The organism is Pedobacter sp. NJ-S-72 (assembly GCF_053890575.1).
Genome location: NZ_CM132681.1, coordinates 3,321,102 through 3,334,310, shown reverse-complemented (window position 1 = coordinate 3,334,310; position 13,209 = coordinate 3,321,102). Strand labels below are relative to the sequence as shown.

General features: G+C 39.1%; 13 protein-coding genes and 1 pseudogene. 8 read left to right on the top strand and 6 right to left on the bottom strand.

The annotated features are described in order from the left end of the window. The first annotated feature begins 28 nt into the window (after positions 1-28). The 6 genes and pseudogenes from nhaA (at position 29) to ACWYN3_RS22185 (ending at position 4,934) form a co-directional block, all read left to right on the top strand. Complete coding sequence (nhaA, locus tag ACWYN3_RS22210) at positions 29-1,345, top strand: Na+/H+ antiporter NhaA (RefSeq protein ID WP_456216389.1); 1,317 nt, start codon at positions 29-31, stop codon at positions 1,343-1,345. Positions 1,346-1,479: 134 nt separating this feature from the next. Beyond that, on the top strand, positions 1,480-1,929 hold the full coding sequence (locus ACWYN3_RS22205) for an endonuclease/exonuclease/phosphatase family protein (RefSeq protein ID WP_456216388.1): 450 nt from the start codon (positions 1,480-1,482) through the stop codon (positions 1,927-1,929). A 79-nt stretch (positions 1,930-2,008) separates the two neighbouring features. Continuing rightward, on the top strand, positions 2,009-2,557 hold the full coding sequence (locus tag ACWYN3_RS22200; protein WP_456216387.1) for an endonuclease/exonuclease/phosphatase family protein: 549 nt from the start codon (positions 2,009-2,011) through the stop codon (positions 2,555-2,557). A gap of 81 nt (positions 2,558-2,638) precedes the next feature. Beyond that, the gene (locus ACWYN3_RS22195) at positions 2,639-2,863 is read left to right on the top strand and encodes a hypothetical protein (RefSeq protein ID WP_456216386.1); all 225 of its coding nucleotides are present in this window, start codon (positions 2,639-2,641) and stop codon (positions 2,861-2,863) included. A 246-nt stretch (positions 2,864-3,109) separates the two neighbouring features. After that, positions 3,110-3,810 (top strand): annotated as a pseudogene (locus ACWYN3_RS22190) (glutaminyl-peptide cyclotransferase). Positions 3,811-3,923: 113 nt separating this feature from the next. Continuing rightward, a complete protein-coding gene (locus ACWYN3_RS22185) occupies positions 3,924-4,934 on the top strand; it encodes an MFS transporter (RefSeq protein ID WP_456216385.1) in 1,011 nt (336 codons plus the stop codon). A 174-nt stretch (positions 4,935-5,108) separates the two neighbouring features. On the opposite strand, the gene ACWYN3_RS22180 is transcribed toward ACWYN3_RS22185, so the two are convergent. The 6 genes from ACWYN3_RS22180 to ACWYN3_RS22155 are packed head-to-tail and all read right to left on the bottom strand — an operon-like array spanning position 5,109 to position 10,911. After that, the gene (locus ACWYN3_RS22180) at positions 5,109-5,399 is read right to left on the bottom strand and encodes an AAA family ATPase (protein WP_456216384.1); all 291 of its coding nucleotides are present in this window, start codon (positions 5,397-5,399) and stop codon (positions 5,109-5,111) included. Beyond that, complete coding sequence (locus tag ACWYN3_RS22175) at positions 5,353-5,808, bottom strand: ATP-binding cassette domain-containing protein (RefSeq protein WP_456216383.1); 456 nt, start codon at positions 5,806-5,808, stop codon at positions 5,353-5,355. The genes ACWYN3_RS22180 and ACWYN3_RS22175 overlap by 47 nt, the downstream gene beginning before the upstream one ends. A 38-nt stretch (positions 5,809-5,846) precedes the next feature. Next, on the bottom strand, positions 5,847-7,343 hold the full coding sequence (locus tag ACWYN3_RS22170) for a TonB-dependent siderophore receptor (RefSeq protein WP_456216382.1): 1,497 nt from the start codon (positions 7,341-7,343) through the stop codon (positions 5,847-5,849). A 19-nt stretch (positions 7,344-7,362) separates the two neighbouring features. After that, positions 7,363-8,358 (bottom strand): TonB-dependent receptor plug domain-containing protein, encoded by a 996-nt coding sequence (locus tag ACWYN3_RS22165; protein ID WP_456216381.1) that lies wholly within the window; start codon positions 8,356-8,358, stop codon positions 7,363-7,365. A 43-nt stretch (positions 8,359-8,401) separates the two neighbouring features. Then, on the bottom strand, positions 8,402-9,448 hold the full coding sequence (locus ACWYN3_RS22160) for an ABC transporter permease subunit (RefSeq protein ID WP_456216380.1): 1,047 nt from the start codon (positions 9,446-9,448) through the stop codon (positions 8,402-8,404). 35 nt (positions 9,449-9,483) lie between these two features. After that, on the bottom strand, positions 9,484-10,911 hold the full coding sequence (locus ACWYN3_RS22155; protein ID WP_456216379.1) for an ABC transporter permease subunit: 1,428 nt from the start codon (positions 10,909-10,911) through the stop codon (positions 9,484-9,486). 79 nt (positions 10,912-10,990) lie between these two features. Here ACWYN3_RS22155 and ACWYN3_RS22150 point away from each other — a divergent pair, with 79 nt between their 5' ends. After that, on the top strand, positions 10,991-11,935 hold the full coding sequence (locus ACWYN3_RS22150) for a cysteine peptidase family C39 domain-containing protein (RefSeq protein ID WP_456216378.1): 945 nt from the start codon (positions 10,991-10,993) through the stop codon (positions 11,933-11,935). After that, the gene (locus tag ACWYN3_RS22145) at positions 11,910-13,202 is read left to right on the top strand and encodes a peptidase domain-containing ABC transporter (protein WP_456216377.1); all 1,293 of its coding nucleotides are present in this window, start codon (positions 11,910-11,912) and stop codon (positions 13,200-13,202) included. The genes ACWYN3_RS22150 and ACWYN3_RS22145 overlap by 26 nt, the downstream gene beginning before the upstream one ends. Positions 13,203-13,209 lie beyond the last annotated feature (7 nt).

The following is a 13,209-nucleotide window of genomic DNA, read 5'->3' as shown; positions in this document are numbered from 1 at the left end:
ACCTTATTTTTGGGTTTATCAGACACCTATGGAATTAATACCAAAATCACCCTTCGAGAAAATTATTGCCCCGGTAAGCCGGTTTATTCACCTTGAATATACAGGTGGTATAGTGCTGTTTTTGAGTGTACTTGTTGCCATTATATGGGCTAATTCGCCATTTCACGAATCGTATCACCATTTGTGGGATATTAAGTTCTCTATTGGTTTTGATGCGTATGTTTTAAATAAACCACTTCATATCTGGATTAATGACGGGCTAATGGCTTTGTTTTTCTTTGTGATTGGATTGGAGTTAAAAAGGGAATTCATGGAGGGAGAGTTATCTACCCTAAAGAAGGCTTCTTTGCCCATGATGGCAGCTTTAGGCGGTATGCTTGTTCCTGCAGCGATATTCTTTTGTATTAATAAAGGATTAGCCTCTGAACATGGCTGGGGGATTCCAATGGCAACAGATATTGCTTTCGCATTGGCGTTGCTTTCTATGGCTGGAAAACATATTCCTGCTTCTGTAAAGGTATTTCTATCCGCTCTTGCCGTAGCTGATGATCTGGGAGCTGTTTTAGTGATTGCATTCTTTTATACGAGTAATTTAAATTTTGTCCCTCTGGGTATAGCAGCAGTTTTTCTGCTGATATTGATAGTGGGAAATAAACTCGGAATCAGAAGTACTGCTTTTTATTTGTTGATAGGAATAGCTGTCTGGATCGGATTTTTGTTATCAGGTGTCCATGCGACAATCGCAGGTGTACTGGTTGCATTTACCATTCCAGCGGTAACTAAAATTAATGAGAATAACTTCTCTGAGAATCTCAGAAAGTTATCGTTTGACTTTGAACAGGAGATTCCAAACGAGGGAGTATTGACAACTCCTGAACAGCACAGAACTATTGAACAGGTAAAGAGTCTGACACTTGCTGCGGAAACACCATTGCAGAAAATTGAATATGCATTGCATCCCTGGGTTGCTTTTGTAATTATGCCACTTTTTGCCCTGGCTAATGCAGGGATAGTTATAGGTGCAGATTTCTTCTCTGCACTTGTTAATCCGGTGAGTATCGGTGTAATATCAGGTTTAATCATTGGTAAGTTTGTGGGCGTATTATTATTCACATGGTTAATGGTGAAAACCGGACTGGCACAATTACCCGATCAGGCTAACTTTAAACACATTACTGGTGTTGCACTCTTAGCTGGAGTAGGCTTCACGATGTCTTTATTTATCAGTAACCTCGCTTTCGAGAATCCGGAATTTATAGAGCAGGCCAAATATGGTATCCTGATCGCTTCATTGATAGCAGGTATCCTGGGAATTACCATGCTTAAATGTTTTAAGAAAGCTTAGATACAGCAGGTAACGAAATCTTAACCATAAAATAGATCAGGCAGAATAGTAAATTTTATGTTTACTTAACAAAGTAAAATGTAAAATTGCAGTGGAAATTAAAAGATAATTTCTCTCTATCTAACCAATCTATTATGAAAAAAAGTATTTCTTATTGTGCGATGTTTTTCATTGTCATGTTATGTCTTCAATGTAAAATTGAACCAGTTAATCCCGGACCCACTGTTCCGGGAAAACCTCCGCTGACCGTTGATGTATTACAATTAAATGTCTGGCAGGAAGGGACGATGGTCAAAGGTGGATTTGATGCAATTGTAGATGTTATTTTACAATCCAAAGCCAATGTGGTTACACTAAGTGAAGTCCGTAATTATAGTGGCACTAAATTTAACGAGCGGATAGTAGCTGCCTTAAAGGCTAAAGGCAGTACATTCTATTCGTTTTATGACGACAATGTTGGTATCCTTTCAAAATTCCCGATAACGTCATTCACTGCAAAGATGTATTCAGGTGCTTTTGATAAAGCTATTATACAGGTTAGCGCAGGTATAAATATCGCGCGCTGTATATTCTGCACATATTGACTATACTCATTATGCATGTTATCTGCCAAGGGGATATGACGGTATAACCTGGAAAAAACTCCCTGCTCCGGTGACAGATGTGAACAAAGTACTGGAACAGAACCTGGCATCAGAGCGTGATGAAGCAATCAATGCTTTTATCGCAGATGCGGATACAGAACAGAAAAAAGGGAATATTGTTATTCTTGGAGGTGACTTTAATGAGCCCTCACATCTGGACTGGACTGAAGAAACAAAGAATTTATTTGATCATAACGGTACAGTTGTACCCTGGCAAAATAGTCTGGCCTTAAAAAATAAAGGTTATAAAGATGCTTACCGTGTGAAATATCCTGATCCGGTAAAATACCCTGGTTTTACCTGGGCGGCTTTTAACCAGGATGCTGCTTTATCCAGCCTGGTTTGGGCACCTGATGCAGATGAAAGAGACCGTATAGATTTTATTTATTACAATCAGGATAAAAGAATCTCTCTGGATGATATCATTGTAGTAGGCCCGTCGGGATCTATAGTAAGAGGAAAAGGATTCGAAGATGCACAGCAGTATGACCCTTTTCTAAAACCTAATGGAATCTGGCCAACAGATCATAAAGGGATACTGGCGAACTTTAAAATAATAACAGAGTAATTTTTAATATTAAGCCGATTAAATGTACCAGTTTGAAACAAGCTGCTTATTAATTTGTTTTAATGCTAAAACCTGAAGATTATGATTATTACAGAAAATAATACCCCATTTAACAACGAAGAAGAAGAGGATGATCAAGTAAGTCAGCAAGATGTCCAATCGGATGGAATAGATGCTGTTCCGGCATCCGAAGCAGATACACAGGCGACAGAAATAGACAATTTAAAACAAGCAGCTCAATCTTCGGAAGCCTCATTTACCCTGGATGCAGATCGAGGTTATGCTCCTAAAAAAGAAGAAGAATAAGATTTTAGCTTAAGCAATATCAGGCTGCCTCTAATCAGGCGGCCCTTTTTATTTTTTACAGCATAAAAGAATATTTATATATTTCCTGCAGATTACACACAAAGCAGTAACAATCAATTTCATGTATAAAAAATATAAAGTACTGGCTTTTGGCCTGGCATTAGCTTTTGCCTCTTGTCATAATGAAAAAAAAAAACACAAACTACTGCAACTTCAGTAGACTCTACCCAAACACTAACCCCTAAGATTCTGACCTATAAGGTTACAGGTACATTACCTCATGATACTGCTGCCTATACGGAAGGGTTTGAGTTAAATGGCGGAAAAATTTATGAAGGAACCGGAACTTATGAGAACTCATTTATATCGGTTGCAGATACAGCTTCTGGAAAAGTAGAAAAGAAGTTCCCGCTTAAAGATAAAAGCATATATGGAGAAGGAATCTCGATTCTGAATAACCAGCTTTTCCAGTTAACGTATCAAAATCATGTTGCTTTTGTCTATGATCTGAAAAATTTAAATAAGGTAGTGGGCACATTTAAATGCCAAATGAGGGATGGGGGATGACAAATGATGGGAAAAATCTCTATGTAAGTGATGGCAGTTCTATTATTTATAAACTTGATCCCAAATCTTTTGTGATCGTAGGACAGATACAGGTTACGGATGATTTAGGTACGGTTGATCAGTTAAATGAACTGGAATACGTTGATGGGTTTATTTATGTAAATAAATGGCAGACCACAAAAATATTGAAAGTAAATGTGGCCACCGGACAAGTAGTTGGTACTATTGATTGTTTTGGTCTGCTTTCTAATTATGCACCAGATTATACGCTAAAGTCTGAAGACAGTGTATTAAACGGGATTGCCTGGGATAAGAAACATCAATTGTTATATGTCACTGGTAAAAACTGGCCGCTGATTTTTAAATTGAAACTGGATTAAACAATTGAAGCTGTATTAGCGTAAAACATGGATATTAGTACATTCAGTGCCTTCAAAAGCCGTAATTACAGGTTGTATTTTACTGGTCAGTCTATTCGCTGATCGGGACATGGATGCAGAAAACTGCCGTGAGCTGGGTCGTGTATTCAGAAACCCATTCCAAGTTTATGCTTGGGCTTACGCTATTTGCAAGCATGTTTCCATCCTTCGTTTTTTCGTTCCTTGGAGGTGTTGCATCCGATAGGTATAACAGATATAAATTACTGTTGATTACCCAGTTTGCTTCGATGGGGCAGGCTATATTGATGACTGCGCTGATTTTCTTTAAGCACTATTCTGTCTGGGAAATTATTGCACTCAGTGCGTTATTGGGAATAATCAATGCATTTGATGTACCCGCCAGACAATCGCTGGTGTATGAAATGGTTGATAATAAGGCTGATTTACCTAATGCTTTAGCTTTAAATTCATCTATGGTGAACCTTTCAAGGCTGATAGGGCCTGGAATTGCAGGGCTGGCTTTAGAGAAATTTGGGGAAGACGTCTGTTTTGGTATGAATGCGGTGAGTTTTATCGCTGTTATTGGTTCTTTACTGATGATGAAACTGCCCAAATATCTCGAAAAACCAAGGACTAAAAATGTCTTTGGAGAGCTCAAAGAAGGGTTGCAGTATATCAGACAAACACCGTCTATTGCATTTGTACTGATTATGCTCGCCCTGATCAGTTTGCTGGTTTTACCATTCAGTACATTGATTCCTGTTTATGCGAAAGATATTTTTAAAGGAACAGCATCCACCTTTGGTGTCATAGACAGTGTGATCGGTTTGGGTGCTTTTTGTGGTGCTATTTTTCTTGCCTCTTTGAAACCAGGCAGAAACCTGAGAAAGATCCTGGCTACAAATACCATTATATTTGGGGTCGGACTGGTCTTATTCTCGCATAGTACTTACTATCCTATTGCATTGGTTTTTGCTGCAATATCTGGTTTTGGAATGATGTCACAGATTACAATCAGTAATACTTTAATTCAAACTACTGTAGATCCGGCAATGCGCGGGAGGGTGATCAGTTTTTACGCTATGGCTTTTTTTTTAATGCAGCCTCTGGGGGTTTTTGATTGATAGGAACGTTGTCTCAATGGATTGGGACGCCTGATACTGTGATGGCCCAGGGAATTATCACGTTAATTATTGGCTTCTCTCTTTTCCGGTTTTTACGGATCAATGAAGCGAAAAAGCTTAAAGCAGAACAAGAGGTTCAGACCCTCTGACTGCTTTAAGCTTATCAGATAAATTCTAAATGGTTTCCAGATATAATTTCTGCAAATCATTGGCAGAAATATCCTGAGCATTCAAAGTGTGAATTAATGATCCCTGGCGCATAATCCCTATTCTTGTCCCGACATTTACGGCATTGAAAATATCATGGGTAGCCATAAAAACAGTTTTCCCATTCTTAGAAAGTTGTTTGACGATCTCACTAAATTCATGAGTGGCTTTAGGATCAAGTCCACTGGTTGGCTCATCCATTAAGATGACCTCAGCATTTTTTGCGACAGCGATAGCGATACCAACTTTCTGACGCATGCCTGCCTTTGCTATAATTACCTACCCGCTTATTAAAAGCTTCCGGCTGCAAACCCGCCTGTAATAAATACTTTTCGAGATCTTCTCTTTTGTATTTAAATCCGGCGATCCGGCTAAAAAAATCAAGGTTTTCAAGACTTGTCAGGTTAGCATATAACATAACAATTTCAGGAATATAGGCCAGAAATTTCTTTGTCTCTGCCTGAGCTGAGGTAACCAGAACCCCATTAACCAGAGCTTTTCCTGAAGAAGCCTCTGTAAAACCTAAAAACAGATTAATTGTAGTGGTTTTACCTGCACCATTTTGTCCTAATAAACAAAATACCTCACCCGGTTCAACACTCAGGTTCAGTTTGTCAAGTGCGATCTGATCACCGTATTTTTTAGTCAGTTCTATTGCTTGTAGCATGATATTAATTGTTTAAAACTTGATTCCTATAGAAACTCTTACATTAAACGGATCACCGTCGATATAATAGAAGTTACGGCCCTCGTAAGGATAACTTGAAATATATCTCCCGATGAGATATAACGTTTACCTGTGATATTATCCGCAATTAAGCGCATGAAATATTTATCCTGTACATAACTTATACCGGCGTCGAATTTGGTGAAATCCGGGATATATTGATTTTTTTCTGAAGTACTTCGTTTGACTATGTAAGTCTGACCTAAACTCAGGTTTAGACTAGCTTTGTTTTTCAATTGAAAACCGTACTGGAGCCATGTATTGAAAATCTGCTGCGGAGTTTGGGGAAGTTCTTTACCTATTTGTTCCGGTTTTTGATCTTTAGTAATTGTAGCTTTTACATAAGTATAATTCGTTGTTAAGGAAAGATGATCTGTGATATTACCGATGACGTCAATTTCAAAACCTCTGCTGGTGACCTGGCCTGCCGGGGTTACAAAACCTCCTGTGTTGACAAGGTCTGTCATAGGGACATTAGTTTTTATGGTGTTAAAACCGGTTATAGAAGTCAGTAACCGGGAGTTCAGCCAGTTTCTTTTGATTCCCAGTTCCAGATCTTTACCCTTCATAGGGTCAATTGGCTCTGATCCTGTAACTTCTCTGGTTACAGGATCAACGATAGCCACCTGATAACTTTGAGGAACAAATGACTGGTCATATAAAAAGAAAATTGAGGTAGCCGGATTTACCATATAGGTAAGAGCAGCACGGGGTGAAAGTGCTTTTTGATCGTAATTGACAGTCTTAACTACACCTTTTGCATTGGTCGTTTCTTTTTCATTTGTATACCAGGTATACCTGAGTCCAAGGGTTAATAAAAGTTTTTTTTGTAATTGAATATTGTCGTAGACAAAGGCCGATTTTAAAAAAGTATTGTTGTTAGTCCTGTTAATACGAGTAGTTTGAGTGACTAAATTCGGATCTACGGAATTGTTAGCGACAAAACTATTATAGCTAAACTCTATTTTTCCATTATTAAGAGATAGAGAATCTCTGCTGTTGGTATAATCAGCACCAAATAACAATTGATGTTTGATTGTTCCTGTTTTGAACTGACCATTTGCAAATAACTGAGAAGAAAAGGTTTTACCGGCACCTCTATTAAAACTTGCGCGGCGTAGCGTATTTCCGTTTGCATCGACATTTGCTGTGCTTCCTTTGGAAGTCATATTCCAGCTGACATATGGAGATAATAAATAAGAAGATTGTGAAGTTAGCTGCCAGTTGTTCTTGAATTTATGAATTGCGTAAATCCTGGCAGTTTGATTTTGCGCATAACTTAGGGGTAAGCCAGGTGCTGAACTGTAGTTTGCGCTTATCGGGCCTTTTAGCAGATCATGTTCACTGCGTACTTTATTTATTGCAGTACCATTTTGGATTTCTCCTCTGATAAAATCGTACTCTGCGAGAATGTAGGTATTAGGACTAAAATTATATTGTAATACTGGTGCTACGACATATTTATTGGTACGCAAATCGTTCAGATAAGAATCTTTATGCTGGTAGGCCGTATTGAAACGAAAAGAGAATCCTTTTTTTTTGAACTTCGGAGCCTATATCTGCTGAGATCCGGTAAAAATTAAAGCTTCCAGCAGTTTGTACAACGTTGATCAGTTTGTGTCCAGGGGTTTTTGTCGTAATATTTATTGAACCGCCCGGATCACCAACAGAATTCAGAAAACCTGCCGGCCCTTTGATAATTTCTATATTTTCTACAAGTGATTCATCATCAATAGCGGCGCCATAGCTGAAGCGGCGGGACATTCCATTTAGGGTGCTGTAAGCTACGAATCCACGTATTTGTGCAGTTGCTGAGTTATCGAATGGATTACTGTTATATCCAAAATAGACACCACTGGCATTACGTGCTACATCTTTTAATTCCAGAAAACCCTGTTGTTGTAAAAGCCCGTTAGAGATACTGATGATGTTTTGTGGAATCTGGATTAAAGGTTGTTGAAGTTTTAAAGCATTGGAAAGCGTATCATTTTTAATTTTAACCTTTCTTTTGCTAATCACATTGATCTGGTTTAGCTTATTAATCTGGTTTAATTTGTTGCGTGTTGTGGTATCCGATGCTTTTTTAGGCTGTTGTGCCTGTAGAAAATAGGGCAGGAAAGTGAAGGTTAATAAGTAAAGGATTCTTTTCATTTGTGAGGGTGTTAGCTGATTTTTAATTATTTGAACTTGTTTTTTTTTCTTTTTATTGGCAATCAGTAGAATGAGCAGGATGGCCAGCCAGATGGATAGTGTATTTTTCAATATGCCAGCCAATCTTGTTTTATCCTCTGCGGGATGAAAAGAAGGCAGGTTTTCTACTTCGTTCTGAGTTAGCTTTCTGTCGGACAAAAGGTAGCTGTTCATCAATTTTACCCACTGGTTTTGAAAAAGGACTGTTTGTTTCTGATAGTAGAGATAATCACTCAAACCAGTTTGTGCAGTTGCATTAAGCAGGGTTTGTATTTGGGCCACCGGGTTAAACCAGGCCATTTTGCTTAGCCAGTTGTTGTGGAGTTCTGCCGCATCTTTATAGTCATTTACACATTTTGTTCATGCGTCTGCTCAGCAGATCATAGTAGGCTACGAATCTTTTGTTACCATAGGTGGCAGTGTCTGCCGTGCTCTTTAGTTTTAGATATTGGGGATTGTTCTTATAGAACTTTTCGAGCAGTTGTGGTATAGGCATTTCCCAGGTGTGGAGCATGGTCTCGCGCTGGCTGGATACCAATTCGGTGCGCAGTGGCATAGGGTATTTCAATGCAGCAAATTTGTTAACCAGAGCCGGGAGTATAAGGGTTAGGAATAACCAGATTCCAAGAAGAATTAAGGCGTTGATACGAGAGGTTTTCCGGCTTGCAATGATCAGCCAGCAGACCGAAAACCAAAACAGCAGATAAGTACCGGTAACAAGGAACCATAAAGAAACATCAGGTAGATGCAGGGCAGTAGGGTATGGATGTATAAAGAAACCAATAAGACTGAGTATAGTAGTCAGCAGGCTGATCAAAAGCAGGCGAAAAAGGAGTTTATGTAGTAGAATACGGCTTATATTTCCACTTTGTACAGTGAGCAAACGATCGGTTTGCTGTTCTGTTTCTTTAGAAAAAAGATCGTAACTCAGAATAATGATCAAAAGGGGAAACAGATAGATCAGTACAAAAGAGAAATCAAAATTACCGGATGCTAGTTTCTCCGGATTGGCTATTTCTGCATTTGGTGGTGTTAAAATATCGCGTTTACTATTAATGATATCGAAGTAAGGGAGTATGTCCCGCTGACCAATGGCCATTAAAGCTAATCCGCCGGGCGGATTGGTCGCTGCGGGAGATGCACGAAACTCTATGACCTGTGGTATTCCAGCCTGTTTGGCAAGGATCTTCCCTTTAGCAGTAGTGGTATCAGCACTGAATCTGCTGATCAGCTCTTGAAGATGAACTTGTTGGTTTTTTGCAAGCGTATCTAGTCCTGTTGTTTGTCTTTCTACAAAATGATGCCCGTTTTGGAGACTATAAAGCCCCATCAAAAAGAAAAACAAGAGAATGAGAGCAGTTGGGCGGGCTGGCGTAAAAACTGCCGCCATTCGAAGCGGAAAATTAATTTGAATAAGTACATGAATTATATCAATGAGGATTTCGTAATGAACCGTATGGCAATAGAGAGTAACAATACCCAGCCGCTGAGTGATAATAATGCGTAACGCTGAAGCCAGAGCGTATAAAGTAAAGATGGAGGCTGGTATTGAAAATCTTTGAGCTGTGCGTAAAAGAAAGGATCAGCTTTATAAATCTCATTGGATTTTATCGGATGGCTGGCTAACTGAAGATTCAGGCGACGGATAAAAGTATTCCGGTAGGATTTTGCCTGTAGAAAAAAGGTCTGATGATGATAGAAATCAGTACCCGACATAGCCATAGAGAGTCGTTTTAAGCTAATAAAAGGATCTAATAGTCCGGCCATCGAAAGAAAGGATTGCTGCTGTTTAAAGGTGTCTTCTATTTGGGTATAGTAATGATCAAAGACCTGGTTCTGATAATCTTCATTGTATTGAAGAATCAGGCCATCTGCATTGACAGGAAGGAGGCTTGCACTACCCACTTGATATTTCTTCAATAAAGCTGTAATGTATTTTTCACCTCTTTCATGGAAAGGGCCGTCTCCATTAATTCCTTTTAGGAACCCTTGTTTGATCTCATTATTGAAAGCAGCACGTGAGCGTAATGGGTAATGGTCTGAGGCAATACTGGTTGCTATTTTTGGAAGCAGGATACTACTGAATAACCAGATGGTTAAAACGGTGAGTATAGCAGTTCTTGACGTGCCGCTCAGGGCGGATACCATAACGCCTGTAAGTGTCACCAATAGATAAAAAAGCAGGTAACCACCCGCAATTACTAAAAACCGTCCCCATAGCACAACACTTGAAGGTGTGAATAATATAACAACTGCCAGAACTATAAAAATAGGCATTACCAGTATGATGACCATCAGGTAATTTGACCAGATCTTTCCCCAAGCTAATTGAGCAGGGTTTAAGCCCTGGGCCATCAGCATCTTAAAAGTGCCTGATTCTTTTTCAAAAGTTAGTGCCGAAGAACTGATAAATAACAACAGTAAAGGAATGAGCAATTGCATAATCAGTGCAAGAGTAAATTGTCCAAATCTCATTAAGGCATCATTGCGCTCAGCATTACTATAGTCTACTTCATGCTGTACATGAGCCTCTACACGATAGGTTGTACCGAAGTAATCATTTAGTCCGGGGTCAAATGCACTTAATAGGTTTAAAGGTTTAAAAAGATAGGTGCCAAAATGTGCTGCTTCATGTGGATTGTTATGCTGTGCCTCCCATTGCTGACGGAATTTTGTATTAGACTGCTCCAGGCTTTGCTGATCCTTTTGATATTGAATAATAGTCAGCAACGCACTTGCAATGAACAAGGTGTAGATAATAATGGCTAATGTGCTCATCATTCTATCGCGAAAAGCTGACCTGAATTCTTTCCAGACTATAGTGTGTAAAGGAGTATATATAGTTGAAGACATTTATTAATAATTAATTGCATCAAAGTTGCATTATATTTATAATATTTGCAACAGTGTTGTATTTAAGAATTGTTTATCTATGTTTCATTCCTTCTTTTCCGGCAGAAAATTTCCGTTTTATAAACAACCTGATGCAATGGACTGCGGGCCGGTTTGCCTGAAAATTATCACTGAATTTTACGGAAAAACTTTTCCGGTTGCCTATTTCCGAAAACTATGCAGTATAGGTAAACAGGGAACTACGATGGCGAGTATGATCGAAGCTTCCCGGATGCTGGGGTTTAAAACGCTGGCTGCAGAGTTGCCATACGATCAGCTTTTAAGTAAGGTTCCACTGCCTTGTGTGTTGCATTGGGAAAAGGAACATTATGTTGTTTTATACCGGATTACCAACAAATACGCTTATTTATCTGATCCTGCATTGAGTGGAAAGGTAAAAGTACGAACGGCGGATTTCATCAAATCGTGGCAAATTAAAGAGGATAGTACTATTGGCAGGGCCTTATTGCTGGAAATAACGCCCGCTTTTCAGGATAAAGAGAGTATCGCAGATCATTCTGCATCCTTATGGTCTTTGGTACCTTACCTCAAATTACATCGTAAAAGCCTGATCCCAGTTGGTCTGAGTCTTATACTAGCCAGTGTCTTTTCTTTAATTATCCCGTTTCTGACACAACAGATTGTGGATAAGGGAATTAGCGGGAAAAATACAAACCTGCTTTTTTTTTTGATCTGCATAGGACAATTGATGTTGTTTTCAGGCAGAATGCTAATGGATTTTTTAAGGGCAAGATTACTTTTCAGGCTTGGGGCAAGAACCAGTATTATTTTATTAAAAGAGTTTCTGGCGAAGCTCATGCAATTGCCTTTTTCTTTTTTTGATAACCGGCAGGCGGGCGATAATATGCAGCGGGTAAATGACAATCAGCGGGTAGAAGAATTTCTGACTAACTCACTGATCAGTTTCATTTTATCTGCGATTACACTGGTTGTACTTGGTGGGGGGTATTGTGTTATTATATAACTGGCAAATCTTTTTAATTTTTCTTACCGGTGCTTTTATTAGTGTGGCCTGGTCAAATTCTTTTAAGCAAAAAAGGAAAGTTATTGACCAGAAGAAATTCAAAGTGCTCTCGGCCAATCAGCAGTTGTTACTGGAGATTTTTTATGCGATGCAGGAAATTAAACTGACAGGTAGTGAAAATGAAAAACAAGAATTATGGGAAGGTTTACAGGATCAGTCTTACGACCTCAAACTAGAAGCCCTGCAATTAGATCAGCTTATGCAGGGGATCGGATATTTTATTAATGAAATCAAGAATGTCTTTATTACTTATGCTGCAGCTATGCTGGTCATTAATGACCAGGTCACATTGGGTGGGATGCTGGCAATTACTTATATCTGTGGTCAGCTAAATACACCAATCACACAGCTCGTTGAATTCGCGAGGGTTTCTCAGAATACGAGGTTCAGCTTGCAGCGAATGGCAGAGGTACATCAGGAAGCTGAAGGAGATTTTGAGGTGGAGTATCAGACAATGGCAACTGCCCCGGAAGATATAAGGATGGAGCAGTTAAGTTTTCAATATGGAAACAGGCAGGCTCCATTTGTCTTGAAAAATATAGACCTGCAGATCCCGGCCGGAAAGGTTACAGCGATTGTGGGCATGAGCGGAAGCGGAAAAACTACGCTGATCAAACTGTTACTAAAGTTTTACCAGGTGAGCAATGGCTCAATTAATATAGGTAACCGTTCTGTAAATCAGATACATGCTAAACAATGGAGAGCGGCCTGTGGCGTAGTAATGCAGGATGGATATGTATTTATGGATACCATTGCCAATAATGTCTTCGCAGGTTCGGCTATCAAAGATATGGAGCGCCTTTATGAGGTTTCCAAACTGGCTAATATGCATGACTTTTTTATGACTATGCCTTTTGGTTATGAAACTGTCGTTGGAAAAGATGGTTATGGTCTAAGCCAGGGTCAAAAACAGCGGCTTTTAATAGCCAGGCTAATCTATAGAAACCCCGCTTATATATTTCTGGATGAAGCCACCAATTCTCTTGATGCACATAATGAATTATCAATTGTCAATAACCTGAATGATTTCTTTGTCGGTAAAACAGTTTTGATTGTTGCGCACCGGTTGAGTACCGTAAAAAATGCAGATCAGATTGTAGTACTCCATGAAGGTGTCCTCGTTGAAAAAGGGACACATCAGGAACTGATTGAGCTCAAAGGAAATTATTATAAGTTGATTAAGAATCAGTTGGAGTTGAGTAAGTAGTCAATTG